The 23,721-nt window shown below is 60.7% G+C and carries 11 protein-coding genes, 3 tRNA genes and 1 pseudogene; 13 read left to right on the top strand and 2 right to left on the bottom strand.

The features are described 5' to 3' along the window. The first annotated feature begins 37 nt into the window (after positions 1-37). The 10 genes from ACPQ6D_RS15155 to ACPQ6D_RS15110 all read left to right on the top strand — a co-directional run bounded on the left by ACPQ6D_RS15155 (position 38) and on the right by ACPQ6D_RS15110 (position 12,880). Positions 38-3,190, top strand: coding sequence for a helicase-related protein (locus ACPQ6D_RS15155; RefSeq protein ID WP_423225182.1), 3,153 nt, complete (start codon positions 38-40; stop codon positions 3,188-3,190). Positions 3,191-3,192: 2 nt separating this feature from the next. Next, a complete protein-coding gene (locus ACPQ6D_RS15150; RefSeq protein WP_423225278.1) occupies positions 3,193-4,614 on the top strand; it encodes an ATP-binding protein in 1,422 nt (473 codons plus the stop codon). Positions 4,615-4,860: 246 nt separating this feature from the next. Continuing rightward, the gene (locus ACPQ6D_RS15145) at positions 4,861-8,271 is read left to right on the top strand and encodes a type ISP restriction/modification enzyme (RefSeq protein ID WP_423225181.1); all 3,411 of its coding nucleotides are present in this window, start codon (positions 4,861-4,863) and stop codon (positions 8,269-8,271) included. Between the two features lie 101 nt (positions 8,272-8,372). Continuing rightward, entirely contained in the window at positions 8,373-8,594 is a 222-nt protein-coding gene (secG, locus tag ACPQ6D_RS15140; RefSeq protein WP_423225180.1) for a preprotein translocase subunit SecG, read from the top strand. An 8-nt stretch (positions 8,595-8,602) separates the two neighbouring features. After that, the gene (locus ACPQ6D_RS15135) at positions 8,603-10,273 is read left to right on the top strand and encodes a peptide ABC transporter substrate-binding protein (RefSeq protein WP_423225179.1); all 1,671 of its coding nucleotides are present in this window, start codon (positions 8,603-8,605) and stop codon (positions 10,271-10,273) included. Between the two features lie 22 nt (positions 10,274-10,295). Beyond that, positions 10,296-10,379: transfer RNA gene (locus tag ACPQ6D_RS15130), tRNA-Leu, on the top strand. Between the two features lie 83 nt (positions 10,380-10,462). Continuing rightward, positions 10,463-10,852, top strand: coding sequence for an FtsB family cell division protein (locus tag ACPQ6D_RS15125; protein WP_423225178.1), 390 nt, complete (start codon positions 10,463-10,465; stop codon positions 10,850-10,852). A 148-nt stretch (positions 10,853-11,000) separates the two neighbouring features. Further along, positions 11,001-11,072: transfer RNA gene (locus tag ACPQ6D_RS15120), tRNA-Met, on the top strand. 67 nt (positions 11,073-11,139) lie between these two features. Beyond that, positions 11,140-11,212: transfer RNA gene (locus ACPQ6D_RS15115), tRNA-Met, on the top strand. Positions 11,213-11,275: 63 nt separating this feature from the next. Next, on the top strand, positions 11,276-12,880 hold the full coding sequence (locus ACPQ6D_RS15110; RefSeq protein WP_423225177.1) for a helix-turn-helix domain-containing protein: 1,605 nt from the start codon (positions 11,276-11,278) through the stop codon (positions 12,878-12,880). A gap of 1,600 nt (positions 12,881-14,480) precedes the next feature. On the opposite strand, the gene ACPQ6D_RS15105 is transcribed toward ACPQ6D_RS15110, so the two are convergent. Continuing rightward, entirely contained in the window at positions 14,481-14,834 is a 354-nt protein-coding gene (locus tag ACPQ6D_RS15105; RefSeq protein ID WP_423225176.1) for a hypothetical protein, read from the bottom strand. Between the two features lie 2,683 nt (positions 14,835-17,517). On the opposite strand from ACPQ6D_RS15105, the gene ACPQ6D_RS15100 reads away from it, so the two are divergent. After that, positions 17,518-17,907, top strand: coding sequence for a hypothetical protein (locus tag ACPQ6D_RS15100; protein WP_423225175.1), 390 nt, complete (start codon positions 17,518-17,520; stop codon positions 17,905-17,907). Positions 17,908-20,425: 2,518 nt separating this feature from the next. Here the strand turns inward: ACPQ6D_RS15100 and ACPQ6D_RS15095 are convergent. Beyond that, a complete protein-coding gene (locus ACPQ6D_RS15095) occupies positions 20,426-20,587 on the bottom strand; it encodes a hypothetical protein (RefSeq protein WP_423225174.1) in 162 nt (53 codons plus the stop codon). 1,690 nt (positions 20,588-22,277) lie between these two features. On the opposite strand from ACPQ6D_RS15095, the gene ACPQ6D_RS15090 reads away from it, so the two are divergent. Beyond that, entirely contained in the window at positions 22,278-23,207 is a 930-nt protein-coding gene (locus tag ACPQ6D_RS15090; protein WP_423225173.1) for a DsbA family protein, read from the top strand. 211 nt (positions 23,208-23,418) lie between these two features. Continuing rightward, a pseudogene (locus tag ACPQ6D_RS15085) lies at positions 23,419-23,721 on the top strand (hypothetical protein); the annotation flags it as partial.

The raw sequence follows: 23,721 nt of genomic DNA, 5'->3' as shown, positions 1-23,721 counted from the left end.
GGGTATAATGGCGCCACAACCGACCCTGGAGACGCCAATGACCCGTTCCGCTTCCGACCTCTTCATTGTAGATAACAGCGATTTCGATTGGAAAGTGCGTTCCTTCGTGGCCGAATGGTGCGCGCTGTCGTCGGCCATTGACATTGCCACCGGCTACTTCGAGATCGGCGCGCTGCTGGCGCTGGGCGAAGCGTGGCAGGCGGTGGATTCCATCCGCATCCTCATGGGCGATGAAGTCTCCTTGCGCACCCGGCAGGCCTTTGCCAAAGGGCTGGAGCGCATCCAGGGTCAGCTCGAGCGCAGCCTGGAAAGCGAAAAGGTGCAGAACGATTTCCTGACGGGCGTCCCGGCCATCGTCGAAGCGATCCGCGCAGGCAAGATTCAATGTCGCGTCTATCGCAAGGACAAATTCCACGCCAAAGCCTACATCACCCACAGCCGCCTGGCGGTGGTTGGCTCATTTGCCCTGGTCGGCTCCTCCAACTTCACCTATCCCGGACTGGCTGAAAATATCGAGTTGAATGTGCAAATCCGCGGCGCGGACGTGGGGCTGCTGCAAGCGTGGTACGAACGCTTTTGGGAAGAAGCCGAGGATGTCACCGCAGACGTTCTGCGCACGCTGGAACGACACACCAGGCTGCATACGCCGTTCGAGATCTGGTTCAAGGGGCTGGACGAGTTCTTCCGCGGCCGTGAGTTGGAACCTGACGCCTGGGACGAGGAGCGATCGGTCGTCTTCAAGCTGTTGGACAAATACCAGCGCGACGCCTATCGCAATCTGATGGCGATCGCCGATCGCTTCGGCGGCGCATTCCTCTGCGACGGCGTTGGCCTGGGCAAGACGTACGTCGGCCTGATGCTGATCGAGCGGTTGGTCTTCAAAGAGGGCAAACAGGTCGTCCTCTTTGCGCCCAAAGCCGCGCGCGAGGATGTCTGGGAGCCAGTCCTGAGACGTTACCTGGAAAGGGTCTTCAGCGGCTTCGTCAACCTGGTCATCTACAACCACACCGATCTACAGCGCCGCGGCCGGTGGCCGGTAGAGATGGAGATGACCGTGCGCGACGCCGACGTGGTCATCATTGACGAGGCGCACCATTTCCGCAATCCCGGCATCGCCGGCGAAGGGGTCAAGGCGCCCTCGCGCTACCGGCAGTTGCAGGGTTATCTGCGGAGCAGCGACCGGCCCAAACAGGTCTTTCTGCTCACGGCGACGCCGGTCAACAACTCGATCCACGACTTTCGCCACATGATCGAGCTGTTCACCGGCGGCGACGAGCGCTATTTCGCGCCCACCCTGGGCATCCACAGCCTGCGCCGACACTTCATTGACCTGGAGCGGAAGATTCTGGCCCGACTGCCGGCGTCCGAGCCAATGAGCGTGCTTGTCGAAGCGGACATCCTTGAGGCGGAGCGCGCGCTGCGCAGTAACCCGGTCTTCGGCGCGCTGGTCGTGCAGCGCAGCCGGGCCTACGTGAAGGAGAGCCAGCGGCTCAACGGCGCCGGCGGCGCGCTTTTTCCAGAGCGCGAACCGCCGAAGGTCGTCCCCTACAGCATCAAGATCACCTACGGCGCCCTCCTGGAAAGCGTGCGCACCGCGTTCCGCAAGGAGCGGCCGCTCTTCGTGCTGGGCATCTACTACCCACTGGCCTATTGGAAAGGCGACAAGGAAAGCGCCGCCTACAGGTCGTTCGACGAGAACCGCCAGAAACAGGTGGTGATGCTCATCCGCACCCTCTTTCTGAAACGCTTCGAAAGCTCGGCGCGGGCTTTCGAAGGCTCTTGCTGGCGGCTGTTGAAAAAACTACTGGCCTGGGCCGCGGTACATGCGCAAACCGAGCGCGACCGAGCCCGTTTGGAACGCTGGCAGCTCAAGTACGCCGAGTTGATCGGTTACGTCCAGGCGCACCAGTTGGAGTTGTGGCCTGAAGAAGCCGATGAGGATGAGGTCGAGGAGTTCCTGGATGAAGATGTGCTCAGCGCCATCGAGCGGCTTGATCCGGCGCAGTTCGACGTAGCTGCCATCCTGGATGACACCTTCGATGATCTGACCCAACTGGCCGACTTTCTGCGCGAGGTCGCACGCGTGACGCCAGAGCGCGACGACAAGCTGAAGGCGCTGATCAAGCTGCTCAAGTCCGACGCGCTGCTCAAGCAGCAGAAGGTCATCATTTTCACGGAGTTTGCGGATACGGCGCGCTACCTGGAGCGGCAGCTCGCGGCTGCCGGCATCGAGGGTCTGCAGCGCATTGACGGCGGCAGCAATCAACGCCAGCGCAGCGATGTGATCCGCCGCTTTGCGCCGTACTACAACGGCCTGAGCACCGCCGACCTGGCCGCCCAGGGCAAGCCGCCGATCGGGGTGCTAATCTCCACCGATGTGCTGTCCGAGGGCCTGAACCTGCAGGACGCGACCCGCCTGATCAACTATGACCTGCACTGGAACCCGGTGCGGCTGATGCAGCGCATCGGCCGCGTGGACCGGCGCATGAACCCTGACGTGGAGGCGCGGCTGCTGGCCGACCACCCGGAACTGGCCCCGCTGCGCGGCAAGGTGGCGTTTTGGAACTTCCTGCCGCCGGAGGAGCTGGACGACCTGCTGCACCTGTTCCAGCGCGTCACCAGCAAGACGCTGGTGATCTCGCGCACCTTGGGCATCGAGGGTCGCACCCTGCTGACGCCGGACGACGCGTTCGATCCGATCCGGGAGCTCAACGAGCAGTGCGACGGCACGCTGTCGGAGACGGAGCAGCTGCGGCTGGAATACACGGCGCTGGTCAGCGCCTATCCTGACCTGGCCGCGGCCGTGGCCAACCTGCCGCTCAAGGCCTTTTCGGGCCGCGCCAATCCGCAACCGGCCGGCCGTGCAGTCTTCTTCTGCTACCGCGTCCCGCGGCCCGATCCGGACCTGATCGAGGCCGCGCCAGGCCAGCCGCGCTGGAGCGACCGCGCCGGCTTCACGGTCTGGCTGTGCTGCGACGTGGACGGCCGCCGCGTGCTGACCGAGCCAGGCGCGATTGCCAATCTGATCCGCTCCGAGCCGGACACCCCGCGGCGTTGCGCGCTGGCGCGCGCGACGCTGGCCGAGCTGCGCAAGCAGGTGGAAAAGCAGGTCATCGCCGACTACCTGCGCCCCCTGCAGGCGCCCGTAGGCGTGACGCCGATCTTGAAGTGCTGGATGGAGTTGAATTGACCATGATAACTCTACATCAAATCGAAGCATGGGTAGCTCAAGGGGAGTCCGAGTCGCAGGAATTCAAGTTGTCTACAGGACAACGCACGGACGCGGCCAAAACAATCTGCGCATTTCTCAATCATCGGGGCGGACGCGTTCTGTTTGGGGTAGATGTTCGCGGCCAGATCGTCGGGCAGGAGATGACTGACAAGACGGTGGCGGATGTCGCCCGCGAGATGCGTGAGATCGAGCCGCCTGTATTCCCTTTCATCGAACGAACACCTTTGCAGTCAGGACGAGAGGTGTTGACGGTAATTGTCGAACTCGGTAGCAGGCGGCCGTATGCGTTTCGGGGCCAAGCGTACCGGCGCGTGGGCACAACCAACCGACAGCTTAGCCATGACGAATACAACCGAATGTTGCTGGAACAACTTCACAGCACTGCGCGCTGGGAAAGCGAGCCGGCCGTGGGCTGGCGCGTAGCCGATCTGGATGTCACGGAAATCGTACGGACGCTGGAGGAGGCAATCCGCCGCGGCCGCGCTGAAGATCCCGGTACGCGCGATCCTCTGGCGATCTTGCGAGGACTGGGGCTGGTGAAAGGCGACCAACTGTTGCGAGCTGCGATCGTGCTCTTTGGCAAAAGTGACCGGTTTCTGCCGGACTATCCGCAGTGCCTGTTGCGCGTTGCGCGCTTCAAGGGTGCGGATAAGACGGAGTTCCTGGACAATCGCCAGTTCACTGGGAACGCCTTCGATTTGTTGATGCGCGCCGATCGGTTTCTACGCGAAAATCTGCCCATTGCTGGTCGTATCATCCCCAACCTGTTCGAGCGAGTGGATGATCCCCTCTACCCCCCAATGGCGCTGCGCGAGGGGATAGCGAATGCCATCTGTCACCGGGACTATGCCATCGGCGGCGGTTCAATTGGCCTGGCGATTTACGACGACCGGCTGGAGATCACTTCGTCCGGCACGCTGCACTTCGGATTAACGATTAGCGATCTCTATCAGCCCCATGAATCGTTGCTGTGGAATCCCCTGATTGCGGCTGTCTTCTATCGCCGCGGGGTCATAGAGGCATGGGGACGTGGCACACTGAAAATGGCGGAGCTAACAGAGCAGGCTGGTTTGCCACGTCCCGAGTTCGAGCAGACCGCCGGCACTCTTGTCGTACGCTTCCGGGTCGGACGCTACCTGCCGCCTCAGCGGATCGGTCATGACCTGACCCAGCGCCAGCAGAACGTGCTGCAACTCTTGGGGGCTGGCGCCGACATGGCTTTGAGTGAGATTCACAGGGCGCTTGGCGGCGCCACGTCTATCCGGTCACTGCGTGATGACCTCAAACTTTTGCGAAGCCTGGACTTGATTGATTTAACCGGTCATGGACGCGGAGCCAGGTGGATGCTGAAAGGTCGCGCTGTGCCCAAAGGCCCTGGCTAATACGCGTCCAATTCGCGTCTCATTCTGTCCAATTCGCGTCTAATTATGATCTATTGTGCCGGGTGAATACCAATGGCGAACGGCAAGCCTGGACGCTCTTCTCCACAGTGCGACCGGAACTGTCGTTCTCTGCCCAAAAGTACAATTGCTCACCGTGCTATTGTACTTAACTACCATTACGATTACGTTATGGTACTTTTGAGTCGAAAAGCATCATAACCCATCATAACCATAGGAGCCTATCCCATGCCCGTTCCCGCCGACACCCTACGTTCGATCAAGAACTTCCCTGACCTGGTGCGCTACCTGGAGGAGGAGCTGGACTGGCCTTTGCAGGCGTACGGCTTCGATGAGCTGACCTTCGAGTACGCGCCTGCGGAACTGGGGCTGAAGGACGCGGACGCCGCCGCGGTCAAGACGATCCACCAACTGCGGCCGATGGTGGACAGCCAGCCGTTCGGCATCTTCTTCGTGGAGTTCGAGCGCAAACGCATGCCGGTGGTGGTGCTGCGCCGCATCCTCAGCCACCTGGTGCTGAAGCAGCGCGCCAGCGCCAACCGCGCAAGTTCCGCGGCCTGGGACCAGAACGACCTGCTCTTCATCTCCGCGTTCGGCGAAGAAACGAGCGCGCAGCGTGAAATCGCGTTTGCACACTTCTGGGCCGATCCGCAAAGCCCCGGCGATCTGCCGGTGCTGAAGGTGCTCGGTTGGGATGACAGCGACACGGTGCTGCACCTGGCGGATGCCGATCAGGCCCTGCGCCAACACCTGCGCTGGCCCGACGATCCTCGCGACGTGCAGGCCTGGCGCGGCCAGTGGGCGGCCGCGTTCACCTTGCGCCATCGGGAGGTCATCGAGACTGCGCGCGACCTGGTGGAGGAGCTGGCGCGGCTGGCGACCGCCATCCGCAAGCGCATGAACGCCATCCTGGACAGCGAGTCCGCGCAGGGTCCGATCCGGCGCCTGCACGCGGATTTCCGCAAGACCCTGATCCACGACCTGAGCGAGGATGACTTTGCAGATGTCGTCGCCCAAACCATCTCCTATGGCTTGCTGGCCGCGCGCTTCTCGCGGCCCATGGGCATTTCGGTGCACGATCTGCCGCGCATGGTGCCGCCGACCAATCCGTTCTTGCGCGAACTGCTGGAGATGTTCCTGGAGGCCACCGGGCACACCAAGACGCTGAACTTCGACGAGTTGGGCATCCAGGACGTAGTCGAGGTGCTCAACCGCGCCCAAGCCGACGCGGTCAAGGCCGACTTCGGCAATCGCACGCGCAGCGAGGACCCCGTCGTCCATTTCTATGAGCATTTCCTGAAAGCCTACGACGCCCGGCGCAAGGTGCAGCGCGGGGTCTTCTACACCCCGCAGCCGGTCGTGTCCTACATCGTGCGCAGCGTGCATGAACTGCTGCAGACGGAGTTCGGCCTGGAGGACGGCCTGGCCTCGACCGTCACCTGGGGCGAGATGAAGGCGCGCCACAAGGGGTTAACGATCCCCGACGGCGTATCGCCCCACGCGCCCTTTGTGGTCGTGCTGGACCCGGCGACCGGCACCGGCACCTTCCTGGTTGAGGTGATCGAGGTGATCTTCCAGGCGCTGCAGGCGAAGTGGGCGCGGCAGGGGCTGAACGTCCGCCAGCGGGCCGCGGCCTGGAACGCGTACGCGCCGCAGCACCTCTTCCCGCGGCTCTTCGGCTATGAGCTGATGATGGCGCCCTACGCGATCGCGCACATGAAGCTGGGGCTGAAACTGTCGGAGATCAACACGCGGCTGGGCCAGCCGGACTACCAGTTCAAGTTTGCCGGCCGTGCGCACATCTACCTCACCAACGCGCTGGAGCCGGCGCAGGACTTCCAGGATCAGTTCGCGTTCGTGGCGCCCGCGCTGGCGCACGAGGCGCAGGCCGTGAACGCGATCAAGCGCGGGCAGCGGTTCACGGTGGTGATGGGGAATCCACCGTACGCCAATTTTGGGCAGCTGAATCGAATTCCGTGGATTCTCGAGTTGCTGGACGACTATAAGCGGGGTCTTAATGAGAAGAAACTCAATCTAGATGATGACTATCTCAAATTCTTCAGGCTCGGACAACATATCATTAGTTCTGCTGGTGCAGGCATTCTCGGTTTGATCACCAACAGCAGTTTTCTCGATGGACTGGTCCATCGGAAAATGCGTGAGTCGTTGCTGGCTCAATTCGATGATTGTTACATTGTGGACCTACGTGGAAACAGTCGTCGAGGAGACAAAACTCGCGATGGAAGACCAGACGAAAACGTCTTTGATATCCAACAAGGTGTTACGATATCGCTCTGGGCAAAACGTGGATTCAGAACAACTAAATCTGTGATGCACTTGGAGTTTTCGGGGAGTAGAGAGAGTAAATACGAAGCTCTCGCAACAAACGTTCCACATTCGTTCCAGTGGCACCGACTCGGTCCCCAAGAAGAGCAGTTTTTCTTGATTCCTCAGGATGAAACGTTACGAGGCGAGTATGAATCATTGGTTCCGCTGGGCGACGTATTTTCTGTCATTGGCAGTGGTCTGAACACGGATCGGGACGATTTGTGTATCGATTTTGATAAGTCACAGCTTGAGAATCGTATGCAACGGGTATTCTCAGGCGAGTTTGATGAGGAATTCTGCGAGACCTACAACCTCCGACCATCGAGTAGCTATGATCCACTGGCTCTTGCCAAAAAGCAAGAATTCGACTCGAAGGCTGTGCGAGTTTGCATCTATCGCCCTTTTGATTGGCGGTACATCTACTACAAGGTTGGGTTCACGAGTAGGCCGGTTTTCGAAGTACAAGGCCACATGCTTAATCCGAACATCGCATTGCTGGTGTGTCGGCAGACAAAAGAGCCTTTTGCTGTTCTTGCAACACAACATATCTCAACGCACAAGATCGTGGCTGTCTATGATCGAACCTCTCTCGCCCCGCTATGGCTGTATCCGACTGGTCATCACGCACAACGCGCACTATCCGTGGATGTGCTTTCTAGTCCAAGCTTCTCCTGGGCATTTGGGGCAAGATTGGCAGCTTGCTTGAAGGTCGGTCAAGGCGAATATGGGTTGCCTCGCGGTCTGACCCCCGAAGACATCTTCCACTACATCTACGCCATCTTCCACTCTCCCACTTACCGCGCCCGTTACGCCGAATTCCTGAAAATTGACTTCCCGCGCGTCCCGCTTACGGCCAGCCTGGAGCTCTTCCGCGGTCTGGCCGCGCTCGGCGGCGAGCTGGTGGCGCTGCACCTGCTGGAAGACGACTATCCCGCGGCGTCGTGGAACAGGGGCGGGGAAGGCCACAAAGGATCGCCCCTACGACATCCCATCACGACCTATACCGGCTCCGCGGCCCCTACGGTCGAAAAGGTAACGTATGTCGGCGGCGCGGTGTGGCTGGACAAGGCGCAGACGGCCGGCTTTCGCGGCGTGCCTGCGGCGGTGTGGGCTTTCCACATCGGCGGCTACCAGGTATGCGAGAAGTGGCTCAAGGATCGCAAGGGGCGCACGCTGTCCGCGGAGGATATCGCACACTACCAGCGCATCGTGGTCGCGCTCAACGAGACGATGCGGGTCATGGGGGAGATTGACGCGGTGATCGAGGATCACGGCGGCTGGCCCGGCGCGTTTCAGGAATTCCGGAGGTAAGTCAGGTTGCACCCCATTTGCCGCAATCCAGGGGCAATGGTATAATCGCAAACCGCTTGGGAGATGCGTAGCCTCTTAAGCAATTCTGGAGGTTACTACCTGTGAAGACCTATCTATTCATCATTCAGATCATCCTTTCGATTGCGGTTATGGCGCTCGTGCTGCTGCAGGCGAAGGGCAGCGGCTTGAGCGGCGTTTTTGGCGGCGATGGCGGCGTCTACAAGACGCGCCGCGGCATTGAACGCACCCTTTTCAATGTCACGATTGGCGTCTCCATTGCCTTCTTTGCCGTGTCTGTCATCTCGGTGCTGGTGAATCGCTAAAGCATCCTGTGGGTAAATATGTTCGCTGGCAGGCAGTGGTTGCCGTGCTTGGCATTTTGCTTCTCGGAGGCTTGCTCTCCTACACCGCTTACACCTTTCCCACCAAAGTCATTCCGGCCCGGGGAGGCGTCTACAGCGAAGGGGTTGCCAGCAATCCGCAGTATCTCAACCCGCTGCTCAGCCATTACAACGACATAGATCGTGATCTCGTCGCCCTGCTGTTCAACGGCCTCACCACGTTGGACGAGCGGGGCGTTGTTGTGCCTGACCTGGCCGACCGCTGGGAGGCCAGCGCGGACAACCTGTCCTACACGTTCTATTTGCGCAGCAATGTGCGTTGGAGCGATGGCGCGCCCTTCAGCGCAGATGACGTCATGTTCACGGTCTCCGTCATGCAGAGCGACGATTACCAATGGGCGCCCTGGCTTTCGGCGTTATGGAAATCGGTCAAGGTTGAAAAAATAGACGACGTCGCGATCCGCTTTACGCTCAGCCAGCCCTTTGCCCCCTTCCTGGACTACACCACCATCGGCATCTTGCCTTCTCACCTGTGGGCGCGCTATCCCGTGGCTGAGCTTACCAGCGCGCAGTTGAACACGCGGCCCGTGGGCACCGGCCCCTGGCAGCTCACCCAGATTGACGCCGACCACGTGCGCCTGGAGCCGAATCCGTTCTTCGACGGCCCACTCCCGTTTTTGAGCGGCATCGAGTTTCACTTCTATTCCGACTCGCGGCGCGTCATGTCCGCCTTTGCCCGTGGTGAAATCAACGCCATCGCCCATCTCTACCCAGACGATATCAAGACCGCGCTCACCGAGCCGCGGCTCAATCTCTTCTCATCCACCCTGCCGGGGTACGCGCTCATCTATCTCAATCTCAACAGCAGCAACGTGCCTTTCTTTCAGGACAAGGCGGTGCGCCAGGCCTTGCTGCAAGGGCTGAACCGCCAGCAGTTGATTGACGAGGCCCTGCAAGGCCAGGGCTTGATCGCGCACTCTCCCATTCAGCCCGGCAACTGGGCCTATGACGCCAATGTACGCCAGTACAGCTTCGATCCCGACGCGGCGCGCAAGCTGCTCACCGACGCCGGCTGGGTGGACAGCGACGCGGACGGCCTGCGCGACAAAGAGGGCAAGCCGCTGCGCTTCATCTTTCTTACCTCCGATGCGCCCGACCAGGTGGCGCTGGGACGTTTGATCACGCAGCAGTGGCAGGCGATTGGCGTCGGCGTGCAAACACAGACCACCAACTTCGCCGGCCTGGCGGCCGATTACCTGGGCACGCACAATTTCGACGCTGCGCTGGTGACGTGGGAACTGAGCGGCGATCCCGACCCCTATCCCTTGTGGCACTCCACCGAGATCGAAGGTGGTCAGAACTACGCCCGCTGGAGCAACCGCCAGGCCGATGAACTGATGGAGGCCGCCCGCCGCACCAACGATCAAGCGCAGCGCATCGAGCTGTACCGGCAGTTCCAGGCCGTCTTTACCGAGGAGGCGCCGGCGCTGCTTCTCTATCATCCCGTGTACACCTTTGGCGTAGAAGACAAAGTGCGCAGCGTCACCATCGGCAAGCTGAACCGCGCGGCCGACCGTTTCCGCACCGTCAGCGAATGGTACATCGTCACGCAGCGCGTCAGCGCGGGTCAGGCTGCCCGGCTTGACAAATCGCGTCCCTGATGGTAACATGCGTCCCGTGATCGCCGAAGTGGCGGAATTGGCAGACGCGCTACGTTCAGGGCGTAGTGGGCATTAGCCCGTGTGGGTTCAAGTCCCTCCTTCGGCACTCAGCAAACAAACAGGGTTGGGGGCTGTGTGGTTTCATCCACGCAGCCCCCAAACTGTTTCCAGTTCACCTGGGAGGATGCGGTGCAACGATCAGGCCCCTGGTTGCGCGCCACACGGCGCCAGCTCGTCATGTTGATCCTTCTTGTGCTCTTGGGCGCGTTTGGCGCCGGCTATGTCAGCCGCCGCTGGCAGCTGCAAGCCGTGCAAACCGAGATGCACCAATGGCAAGCCACGGTGGCGGCCGAAGCCACGCGCACCCAGCGCCTGCAAGCCGAGCTGCAGACGGTGCAAAGCCCGGCTTACCTGGAAGAGCAGGCGCGTGGTTCGCTCGGCCTGGTGCGCCCCGGTGACGTGCTGGTGGCCCCCGTGGCCGCGCCCACACCCACCGCATCCCTCGCCACCCCCACGCCAGCGCCCACCGCCAACCCCTCCGCGCTGCAGCGCCTGTGGGACACGTTGTTCCGGCGCTAGAGCAACCGCAGCTAAATCTGCGTGCACAGCCTGCGTTTATCTGCGTCCTGATCGCCGTCCTGAACGCAAGCGTCCGATCTTTGCGCACTGGTTCGTGAGGATTTGACCAGGCTCTCTTTCGGTGGTACAATCTCCATGTTGAAAGCGATGCGGGGTGGAGCAGTGGCAGCTCGTTGGGCTCATAACCCAAAGGCCGCAGGTTCGAATCCTGCCCCCGCTACCTGGTGGACATAAGGGAGGAGAGATCACACGACTCTCCTCCCTTGTGCGTACCAACTCCATTCTGCGGTGACGTAGCTCAGTCGGTAGAGCAAGGAGCTCATAATTCCTGGGTCCCCAGTTCAAGTCTGGGCGTCACCACCTTCAGCGTCGAATTCCTGGCCACGCGCCAGGAATTTCACTTTGTGGGGATAGGCAAGGTTTATGACCACGTTAGCCGACCTTTTGCGCCTGGCTCTGCCGCGAGGCACGCGCGTACTCACGGGCCAGGAGCATTTGCAGGCGTCGGTCTCCTGGGCAATTTCATTACGGCCCAGCCCGCCGGCGTTTCCGCATCTCAACGGCGGTGAACTGGTCTTGATTGACCTCGCCGATCTCAGCCTGCTCGACACCTCTCTTTCCCTGAGCCGCGTCATTGCAGACCTGGCGCCCGTGCGCGTGGCTGGCCTGGCCGCTTTGGGCGCCGTGGATGCAGAAGCGATCAACGTCGCCGCGCAGCTGCACACCCCTTTGTTTGCGCTGCCCAGCGCGTGTCGCCTGACCGAAGTCGAACGCGAGGTTATTCGCGTCATCGTCAACCGCCAGGCGCAGTTGGAGCGCTTCGCCAGTCAAGTCACCAACGAACTGACCAACCTGCTCGTCGGCGGCGCCTCGCTCGATCAAATGGCGCAGGCCCTGGCGCGTCACGCCAACTGCGCCATTACCGTGCACGGCCTGCTGGGAGACCTCCTGGCCGCGGCCGCGCCGGGCGGCCGCGGGCCGGACGAGGGACTGCTGGCCGATTTGGGCGCAGAGACGGCCCGCCTGCTGCGCGAGCGCCCTGACGATGCGCCTTACCTGGCGCCGCTGCCGGGCCAGCGCGGCAGCCGCTGGGTTGTCATCATTACCAGCAGCCAACAGCGTTACGGCGCCTTGTCCGCGCTTGCGTCAGGCGATGATGTAGACGATGTCTCCAAGCTGGTGGCCGAACGGGGCGCGCTGACGTGCGCGCTGGAATTAGGCCGGCGGCAGACGATCAGCGCGAGTGAGCTGAGCCGGCGGCGCCAGTTCGTAAACGACCTGCTGGCCGCCGCGGAGCCAGGCTCGATCAGCCTGGCGCAGCGCGGTTTGCAGTGGAGCTATGAGCTGGATCGCCGGCAGGTCGCTTTCTGCCTGGGATCGGATCAACCCATCCCCATGGCGCTGCTGCACCGCTGCGCGCAGCTGGTGGAAGCGGAGCTGCGCCAACGCCGCGTCGCCAACCTGGTGGTGCCAGATGAGGAAACCGGCGATATCCTCATCCTCTGTGGGATGGGGCCTGGCAAACCGGCCCGCCGCGGCCGACGCCTGGCCACGGCGCTGCACGAACGCCTGGTCGCGCAGCTGCCCACGGTGCCCTTGCGCATTGGCGTGGGCCGTTCCGGCGACGGGGCCGCGGGCCTGATTCAGTCCATCAACGAGGCCGCACAGGCGCTGCAGCTCAGCAAGCGGATTCGCGGCGCTGACCCCGTCAGCTACTACGGCGACATGGGACTGTTTCGTTTGCTGCTGCCCCTGCAGGGCGGCGATGTCCTGCGCAAGTTCTACGAAGAAACCCTCGGCGCGTTGACGGCCTACGACGCGCGCCAGCAGACCAGCCTGGTGGAGACGCTGGCGGCCTACTTTGCGCATCACGGCAACCTCAGCCGCACCGCCGAAACCCTCTTTCTGCACCGCAACACCCTCCTGTACCGCATGGAGCGCATCGCGGCCATCATCGGGCATGACCTGGACGACCCGGAGGTGCGGCTGATGCTGCAAGTTGCCTTCAAAGTGCAACAGCTGCTCTGACGACCTTCTTTTTCCACAGCGAGTTGTCCCGATACTACTTTCAGGCCATTGACCGCGCCCCGTTTATGTGCTAAACTACGGATGCGGTCCGTGATAAGGTAGGTTGCCTGCATCACCGTTGCATCGCTGTCCACATCACCCTGGCAGCGCAGGCGCTGCCGTTCCGACGTCGTCTCATGTCGGTCAGGAGAAAGGTGCAATGAGGGAGATACCGGTTATCGTCGCCAGTCAGCCTCATTACTGATCGGCGTATTAATGGCTCACCGACGGAAGCAGTTGCATAAAGCTCCCGCCGCAGATCGCCTGGATTCAACCGCGGTCCGGTCGGAAACAGACCGCAGAGGTGCTGTGGACAACGGAAGGATGGCGAGGCGATTCCCTGGGCGTGCGATGCCGTTGAAGGATGGAAACCGGCTGAACCGAACGGGCCGTTGACCCGTGGCGGGCCGCTTCAGGTATGGCGGCCCCTACCGGCGCGCGAGGCAGACGCCCTGTAGCCGAAGGCAGAAGCCATCGGCGTCAGCGGCAAAATCGCCTACCGGCTATTCGTATCCACCGCCCTACCACGCTTTGGCGTGCCCTGGAACCACCGAGGTCTATCCGTTTCCGCACCCTGGGCAAGGGTTTCTTATCCGGCGGCTACAACCGTCTGCTTTCTGGTTCGGTGGGCTACAATCGCATGGTCTGGACGGCCCGGCCGCAGCTCTGACAACACCCTGTCACACGTGGCACTCGAACTGGGTGTTCGTGCCGGCCTATCACCAACCAGCTTTTCAGCGCCTACGGGTTTGGTCTGAGTACGGCGCGGCTGTCGCGGCCGCCTGCTTCGGCACCAGCAATTCCATCGCTTACGACGCCGACCGTCATTATCAATGACCACCGCTTGTACAACATCAGCCCGGCAGCACGGTGGGTTACTGGAGAAGCCTGGCAGGCATATGCGTCTGCACTGGATGGACTTTGGCTATCCGCCAGGCCGCACCGTTTGCGGGCGTATCTGCACCTGGTGCCGCGTCACGCGCAAGCATCAGACCGATAACCTTCGCCTAATCCGATCGGCATCGGCGGCGATCTGACCGGCGGCTCCAGCGGCGGCCCCGTGGTTCCAGTTCGATCCGGTACGCTTCCAGGCCTACAACTACGATGTGTAGTCAGCTCGTGCAGTACATCCCAGCCCCAATCAGCCCTACCGGTCGCTCACCATGCTGGTAACGGCGCAGTCACGCGCTGGCCTGCTGCTTCGACAGCCCTCAATGGCTGAGGGACGCCAGCAACCTCCTCATCCCCGACCCTTCTCCTCTCCGCACAGCGGAAGAGGAAGTTCTCTTTCGAATGGCCCGTGCAGATGGTTTCCCGGGTCGCCATCTGCCTGACAACAAACGTCCCAGCTCTGGCAGTTGCCGGAACAGGAGGTTTCCTGTACGGGATATTCGTGGCTCTATTCGGTGAGCTTGAGGTTCCCAGCATCACGGGTACCACTTCTGGGCCGGGGGGGGGGGGTCAGCTTGGACAGGTCACGCCAGCGACGCCAGAAGAGAACTGGTTCGGCGTATCCTCCTGCATCAGCGTCACCTTTGGGCCAGCCCGCCGCTGGGCGTGGTTAGCTCGTCAATGGCAGTGTTGCCGCCCGTCGCTGACTGCCCCTGCAACCCGCGTCCAGGGTCGTATTGCTGTTGCCGTCCAGGGCCTCGATCCAGAACATATGGAGCGGCTGGAGCGCGGTATCTGGCTGCGCCAGCACGATCCTGGAAGCCACCCGGCACCGTTTGAACCCGCAATCGACCGCTTCCTGCGGCGCCAGATCGGCCCGGCGCGTTGGGTAGCCGATCTGCGATAGCACGAGATCGCTGCGGTAAAGGCTGGAGTTACGTTGCGTCCCCGATACTGCCGCTGTCGTCGCGCCACTCGACCGGCGCTGGAACCAGCGCACGGTCGCTGCCACCGCGGCCGGCATCCGGGACTTCGTACCGATGACGTGATCAAACCGCGGGCACAGTCGCCCGTGGTGGAAACAGTCTGGTTGCCCGCGGCGTTGGGGCCGGCTGGTTGCCAGCGGCGTTGTTCCCACTTTGATTGCCGGTGGCGGGGTTTGCCTGCCATCTCGTGGGGTGGGCAGGCCAGGCATAACGTACTGCCAGATGCGACCATCAGGGGTCATGAGGTCAATTTCGACGCATCATCTTGCATCCTCCTGTTGCGAAAAAAGCCCATGCAGCAGTTCTGCTGCGCGGGGGCGGTTGATTTTCGCCTTCCAGACGCAACCGCCAGTAAAATTAGTTGGCCAAAGATTTCCAGGTCTCAGACTTCCGGTCTTTGGACTTCCGGAAGTCTGGCTCAACTCGATACCACAGCCTCTTAGCGACGCAGCGTATCTACCCGTTAAGCAAACGCACAGGCGCAGCGCCGATTCATGCGGCAGGCAGGACGCCTGTGCTGGGCGCTGTCCGGCTGGCGGCGAAAACTCCTACTGCCGGAAGCCACTTCAGCCGCCCGTACGTCCCTATCCCAAGCGGCGTTACGTTTTCAAACGAACTGCCACCGTAGAAGCCTGCACGCACGATCCGCGCTTACGCGATCCCCTGACGGCGGCATCACCCAGGCATAATCATCTTCCTTCCTGGCTGTTGACTTTGGTACGCCTCGTCCCTGCACGGCTGCGTCGCCGGTGCCCCCCCACGCCATAACCGGTCAGCCATTCCAGGCGTTGGTTTCCCCTGCCTAGCGAAAGTACCTCCAACGACGCTTCTTATTACCCCATGGGCGATCACAGGCGCTGTCACGGACAACACAGCGACCGTTTTTTATTGCATTACGTTCAGCGCGGCGGCGGCCGTGCAGGATTGGGCGTGCCACGACTCTCAGACGTAGGCGATCGCCGTTTAAACCGCGCCTATCATTGCCACGCCGTAGAATTGATTTCCTCACCGCTGATTCCCTCTCAGTTTACAACCGGCCTGCCTATTATCTGCAGGTGCTGGTCAGCAGGTCGCTTAACCAGTCAGAAGACCTGCACCTTCCCCGCAATACACGCGAGTCGAGATCGTCTACCTGACCGGCACGCGACCTGGAACACAGCACCCATCCACCGACCAACACCTTGCTTACATACCGGTGGTAGCTTGCGACACAGGCCGGGTCATCAGCGGCGATTTCGACCATCGTAGACCGCACAGCCTGGAAGATAAACGCCAGATGTTCAAGAGATACTTTACAATCAACAGTCAAACATGGCGACTGGTCACCCGATGTCTTGGCTGCTTGGTGGCGCACATGTGGGACGATCATGACTATAGGCGCAATGACGAGAGACAAGGCTATTTTGGCGTGAACTATGTAGCCAGTCGTCACCGAGTTCTTCCCCTCTGCTGTACCGTCCACCTGGCGTCTGGCAAAAGAAACTGCCGCCTAGGGCCGGTCGGGATCGCTCTGATTGATGCGCGCGGTGAGCGTGACAACGTAGACGACTGATGGCTGGAAAATCCATGCTCGGCGGCGACAACTGGGTACCTCTACGGGCGCTATTGGCTGGAACAAGGGCTTGTTGCAGTCCGGCCACCTAAGAGCTGCTCCTTGGTGCAGGTGCCTTTCAATCCGACGGATTTTCCAGAGCGACTCGTGGCGCACCTATCAGTTTGAGCGCGATTGGCTCGCTTGATCTGGTGCGCAACGCCCGCATCAAAGCGTCGTGTTCATCTACAACGACATACGCGCAGGAGTGGCATTGACAGCTGGCGCACAGCGGCATGCACGAATGAGTGGTTCCTCCCAACTGGTAGTGCCTGACGGTGTATTAACGGACCGCACCATGTTTGGCAGTGGACTACGCCTGGGACAAGGCGCCTGCGTTATCGGTGAGTATGGCCTGCAACGTTTGGGGTGATCACCGCCAACCAGCCCACCACCGAACCGCCTGGAATCACCAAGAGACGTAGAGAAACCGTGCGTCTCCTGAAGTATTGCCTGGCTGAACAACCGCGTGCATCTCGCCGCTGCCAGCCTCCGCAGGGGCATTGCCGCCGTGCGGCCTGACCGCCGCTTATTGCAGTTGCCCCGATCATCAGATCTGTTTCCTCAGTTGGTTTGCTGCTGGTTTGGCGCAACGTGCTCGGTATGCTGCGTGGTGGCAAAATAGAGTTTGCGCGCATGGCGGTGTAGTCAGGCCCAGGCCGAGCGGGGTCAGTAAGGAATAATGGCGACGCAGCGGGACAACTTCATCAACCTTCAGTTCCAGCGGCGACGTCGGTTGGCATCGTCAAACGGGTGAAGCAATCCCGGCGTCACAATGGCATACCGGTAGACCGGCATCTGGTTCGACAGCTCTTCACGATCGGGGGGCGCTTCGCGCGCTGGCCGAGCGATAATGCCTGGTGCGGACGCAGGCACATTTGCAGTCATTCCTGGGGAAAGCAGTCCTCCACCACCGCGCACGTCATCTGCGACGTGCACCATGCCCAACAGCTCGCCTTCACCGGCGATCCGCGCTATAATGCTCAAACGGGCATTGGCCGAGAAGCAGCCGCGCTGAGCTAAATCTGGCAGGGCCGGAACGGGTTTTCCTGCTGAGCCGCAGGGCCGATGGCGCCTGGCGATAATCCACGATCAGGCTATTTCGATGTCAGCACCGGTTTGGCCTGGCATTGCGCCGCCAAATGGTGGAAGCCCGCAGAGCGGTCGGCATCGAGGTCAGGCGACGCATCGCCGAAGGTGGCGGTCGGCCAGCGCAGGAATTGACTTCCCGCTATGACCATGCTATACGCACGGCGGACAATGTCATCACGCTGCGCACGACGCTGAAGGCAGTGCCCAACACAACGGTTTGTTACACGTTCATGCCCAAGCCCATCAGCAGCGTAACGGCTCTGGGATGCACCACACGAGCCTTACCGACTAAGACAGGCAAGAATCTTTTTTCACCATGGCCGAGCAACCAGTATTGTCCAGACGGCTCACCAACTGTCGCCAAGCCAGTTCGAACCGCGCAGGCGCTCGCGGCGCCATCATTGCACCGCTTGGTCAGCTCCTACTGACGTCTGGTGCCAGGCTTCCCGGGCTGACCTGTCACCTGGAAACGCACCAGCCGCTCCGCGCTGATTCGGGTGCCAACGCGGCAGGCTGAAACGCCTCTTCCGCGCATCGAAACGCTGCCTGATCCGGCCGCAGACCCTACCTGGCGTTTGCTGTCATGCTGACCAGCCGGGCTGGATGGCATTCAGCACAAACTGACGCCGCCCGAATTGGCCGAAGAGAATCTGTGCCACGTAGGTGGCGCAGCGCAACCTCCGGCCATGCCACGCGGTCGTTGGAATGAGGGCGTTGGAGAGCACCGAGCGCGATAGGGTCATCCAGGTAAACGCACCTGTTCGAGCGTTACATCGAAGCCAGACCAGCGGGGTGGGACGATATCGCCGCACCGTCCAGCCGAGGTGAATTGGATCGTTACTTACCGATCTATTGAATGACGCCCGCTCTTCCAGATTACTCCCTGGATCCTTCGGTATGAGTAGGATATACAAAGAGAGCAATAGACTCCTCGATCAGAAGTCGTCGGCGACGAATGCGTGGTAAAGATAGGCCATTTTTTTCTTCTTGTGAAGGATAACCCATGTTGGGAACAGATTACGATTCAGGCTTCCAAATCTCTGCATCATGAGGTTAAGCCTGCCGCGTCATGTTCCTCCTTTAGGCCGAATGCGTACGGAAAATCCCAACTTCTTAGATGCTGTACAGGCGCTTTCGCAGTTGGCCAATCGCACCTTCCGATGCCTTCGGATCGATCCGCAGCTACCCTGTCGAGGCATTCACCTTTCAACCAGCGGACTGGCTGACTTCTCGCCCGGCATCGGCTGGTTCCAGTTGGGCCTTGCTCGCCGTCGATAAAGGGCGGTTTTCAGATATCGAATCAGCGTCCAAATCAGAGCCGCGCAATATCGCCGTGGCCGATGAGTACCTGGCTCAATGACAAAGCACCGGGTGTCGAGGCAACGCACTCGTCAAACAGGTCAGAAAACACGCACTCGGATTCGTCGCAAAAAAAGCAAACCGCATCCCCTCGCACGGAGCCAGTCGGACTCAATCACTCTTTCTCTCCGACCCGGTGGGCAGCGCCCCAGGTATCAGGGCGTCGAACGATGTCGCCAGAATTCTTCGGCTGGCGCGCACCTATTACTGCTCCAAATGCATGTTGCAATGCCGTGCAGGCTGCCAATAACGTCAAGACATCAGCGTCCTAGGTGGAATATCGCACCCTTCCTCTACCGGAAGAGGAGAAAGAGCATCAGAAACATTTCCGGGCGGTTTGTCCGCTTTTGCTGCACGCTCATTCCCGACGGTGGAAGGCGTTTTCGTTGATCTCGACGCGTCGCGGCACCTGGACATCGTCGTTTCGCTGCAAGACAGGGACATTCTCTCTCGCATTATCTCCGGGGCACCCTGCGCGTGCTGGCGCTATGCATCGTCGTCAATCGCCGGGGCGGATCACTGGGTGGCTTCGAGGAACCGGAGAACGGGTGTACATCACGTCGGCTGGAACCATCGCCGACCTGCTTACTTCACTCGTCACTCGATCAGGGCAGCGATTGATCATGGCTCACCCATTCGGCGCTGTTTTGGCGCCAAAAGTGTTCGGGCAGGAAAACCCGGGATATTGGCCTGTTGCAGTGAACCCGGGATCAGGGCACCCATATCGCCTTTGACGTCACCGGATACTTTCAGGATGAAGAGACCAGGAACACTCTGTCGGCCGGCGGCGAGGATGGACTATTCGACGCTGATCCTGCGGGGGGTGCTCGATGCCTGAACTCATTATTGACCTGTTCGTAGGATCGCGCACGAAGAATTCCTGAGGCACTGGTAAGTTAGCGGCTGGCTCAAGAGAGAGACAGCAGGTTACGCTTCATCCTGGGCGCGCGGCAGTCACGGACGTGCTCTTACTGGATTAGACGTTATCGTCGCGGAATTGAGAAAGGGATGGTTTCCATCCCCGATCTGTACGTCATTTGCGATTGATGCTAATTTCAGGCCTCAACGCAAACATGGAAATCAGGCTTCCTGACCGGTCCGCTGGGTGGCGGGCTGCTGATCATATGTCGGATCCGCACATCGAGCGTTGGACTCTCATGATCCGATCTACCATCAAAGTCGTAGGTAGCCGACGCTCAAACAGCAGAAGTGCAGTACCCGACGTTTCGTCCATTGCTTATCAAAGCCATTCAGTGATGCTGGTGAATCCCGACTCTGGGTGGCATCAGGTCGCGCAGAGGATCGGTGGTGATCGGGCGATGGATACCACGGGCCGCCAGAATGACCGCTCATTGGCTCCTGTTCGTGAAGACATGCACTCTGCTCTGTCGGAACGACGGTTCGATCCTCGGTGATCTGGTTCCACCGCAAACGCGGTAACCACAATGACCTCAGCCGAGAGTGGACGGGTACGAGCGCGGCCGTCGATGCTGACCCCTGGCGCAGGCCGCCTCCCCAACTTGTTGATTGGATCCGGGCAAGGCCGCTTGAAAAATAGCTGGCAGGCGGCGGCTGTGCGTGCCGATGTCAATGCGGCGGCGGATCACCGACATCAATCACCTCGCCCAATCCCGCAGCCAGACGGCGCATTGCTCTCTCCGCCTGGGCCGCATAGGCCACCACTGCTCGAAGTGCGGGGTGTTGGCCGCTGGCTTCAAGAATGCTGCCGTAGGTATGGGGGGCAATCATGTCAATCAGCCCCTGGCACCTTCCAGCCAGCTGAATCCTGACCAGTGGGACCGATACCCGTCGGTGTTGGGCCACCGAAACCATGCCGCATCACGCCGATAGACCATTTTTGCTGCGCGGGCACCAGGCCAGGCTAGCCTGGCGCCTGAATTGGTGAATGAAATGCTCCCCTGGGGCTGTCACCTGGCGGCGCTACCATTCAGGCTGCGTCAGCTCGAACCAGCGCACGGTTAGCCGCGGTAAAAGCATCACTGCGTCGCCGGATACCATGAAAAAAACGAAGAAGCGTAGCGCACAGCAGTCCAGGTGCCAGTCCATCCAGGTAGTAGTGCAGCAGCAGATGCGGCGAATATACAACACGCCCGGCGCTCGGCAGCCCGATGACCCCGGACATGCCGTAGATAACTCGTACACAGGCCCTCGGAGCCAGTCGCAATCCCACTGTTTCCTGCTCACAGCACAACTCTGAACTGCATGAACATCGGCTTGGAATTGACATCAGACGGCAGCAGTAACCTTGCCGAACCGGATAGACATTCCAGCCACGTGTGCACCTCAAACCCCGGCCTGGTTAGCGGTTTAGATCGATATTGGGGGATCACAGTGAACGCACGCCGCCGATGCAGCTAAGTAGACCCGCTCATCCGGTTCCAGGGCAGAGTTGATAAGAGGCCGGTGCAGCGGCTGGGCGCACCTGCAACCAGATCTCACGGATTTGTAAATTGGCGCTGGTAGCTATGTCCAATCAATGGCCGGATGTCATCCGCCGTGAAAAATCGAAACGATATGAGACCCTGGCGCGCGCCCTTCCTCCGCCGGGCCCGACCGCGCGCAGTCTCGGCGCCGTAGGCGGCGCAACCATGGCCAGCGTCTAGCGCACGCCCATCACCGTACTGGGGCGGCGGGCGTATGTCGGCGTACAACTGGGTAATCCGGCGTTTTGCGTCTCGAGGATAGCCGGTGCGTTGCGTTAGGATGAAGCACGAGAGCAGGGAGTCGTGGTCATGGCCTTCTGCGCCTCCTGTAGGTATCATGGTCCGTGCCATCAGCCGCGGTGTATGATGGAGTCTACTGTAACGAGGACAAAGCCCAAATAGCTGCCGATAAAATCGTTTGCGGGTGGCCTGCATCCTGCACAGGGTCAAAGGCGGTGATTCATTTTAATTGCACCAGACCGGATCGGCTTGCGCGGCAGCCGGTGGTGGCAGAAGGGAAGATAACTCTCGCCAGAACGATGGTTCCAGCTTTCTCAGCATTGCCGGGATGGTTTCTTGTGACCGGGGCTTCTCTTCAGTCCTCAGGGCTTGCGCAACCAGGCAACCAAAGCCCGTGACCGATACGGCGACGACCGCACCGGCCACCAGCAGCAATCAGCCAGAACCAGCGGCGCGGCCGCCGGCCAGCGTGGTGACAAATCCGGTGGGCAATCGCGGCAATGACCGAAGGGCCAGACGAAGGCGATTGGTTGCGCAGCGATCCTAATGCGCCGGTGAACGATCGAGTATTCGGGTGTCGGGTGCCCTTCTGCTCACGCCATGTCGCCAGACCTATACGCTGATCGAAGATCGAATATGTCAAGACTGGCCTGGTCGAAGCACGTGTTCAGGATTTACTGTACAGGTAGCGATGCCACAGGCCGAAAAGGCGGCTGGGGCCACACACTGCGCCGGCTTGCAAAAAAAGCAGTAGTGTGCATCAGAGCTCTTTGCTCCTGCACAACGAGCGCTGGGCCAGCAGGGCTGGGGCAGTTGACCTGTTCAAATTATGCGTGATCTGGGCCTGTGCAGCGGCGTTCAACCGCCTGCCTTGGTTATTGAATTCGCCCGCCGGTCCAGCCAGGATAAGGCCGAAGGCGTGCAGAAGGGCATCACAGGAACGCGGCTTTCTTCATCAATACTGGTTTGTCTCTGGCGCGCAGCCGTTCGAGGTTTTCCAACAGACCATCAAGAAGGCGCAGGCCGGGGAGTCCCCTGCGCCGACCGCGACGCCCCTGCCGGAGGGTGTTGATCCCTTTGCCGAAGATCCCGCGCGTCCCGGGCTGACCTATACCGGTTATCATCATCGGGGCAACCCCAACGCGCCGATCCTGATCATTGAATTCTCTGACTTCCAATGCCCTTACTGCTTGCAGCACTTCGAGCAGACAGAACCGCTGCTTGACAAGGAATGGATTGCCACCGACAAGGTGCGGGTGGTCTTCATTCACTTCCCACTGCCCATTCATCCGCAAGCGCCCAAGGCGGCGGAGGCTTCCGAGTGCGCGGCCGACCAGGGCAAATTCTGGGAAATGCACGATGTGCTGTTCGCCAAGCAGTCGCAATGGTCAGGCAAGGCCGAAGCTCCAGAAATCTTCAAGACCTTCGCCAAAGACTTGGGCCTCGACACGGCCAAGTTCAACGATTGCCTCGATTCGGGACAGATGGAAGCGAAGGTGCAGGATGGACTGAACCTGGGGCAGCAAGCGCAGGTGCGCGGCACACCCAACTTCTTCCTGATCAAGAATGGCCAAGGCACCCGCATTCCGGGCGCGCTGCCGTATGAGCAGTTCAAGCAGGCCCTGATCCAGATTGAAACTGGCGCGACGCCAACCCCGCAGGCCGCGCCCACGCCAGCGTCCTGATGCGTCTCTCCCCGTCCCCACGCTAGATACCGATGCCTCCTGTAAGCAGCCGTTTGCAGGAGGTATTTTTTGTGCCACAAGCGGCGTGTGTTACAATGCCGCCAACCAGTGGTTTGCCACACTGATCTTGACTCACGGAGAGAAAGGCGTGAGACCGCCGCTCATGCAGCCGCGTCTTTGTGGCGACCTGTTACCAAAAGGACTGCCAGGGATGAATTCCAATCAGAACCCAAACCAGACGCCGTCACCGGCGGCTCCGTTGACCTATGTGACTGTTGTTTCCGGCCTGCCGCGCTCCGGCACCTCCATGATGATGCAGATGCTGGCGGCCGGCGGCTTGACCGCAATGACCGACGCGATTCGCCAGGCTGATGCGGACAACCCACGCGGCTACTTCGAGGTAGAGCGGGTCAAGCGCCTGAAAGATGGCGATGTGGCGTGGATGGTGGAAGCCGAAGGAAAAGCGATCAAGATCATTTCCGCGCTGCTCGAGCATCTGCCACCCAGCCACCAC

The organism is Candidatus Amarolinea aalborgensis (genome assembly GCF_900491745.1).
GTDB classification, from domain to species: Bacteria; Chloroflexota; Anaerolineae; order SSC4; family Amarolineaceae; genus Amarolinea; species Amarolinea aalborgensis.
The sequence above is the reverse complement of the archived record's forward strand: the minus strand, read 5'-3'. Positions and strand labels throughout refer to the sequence as shown.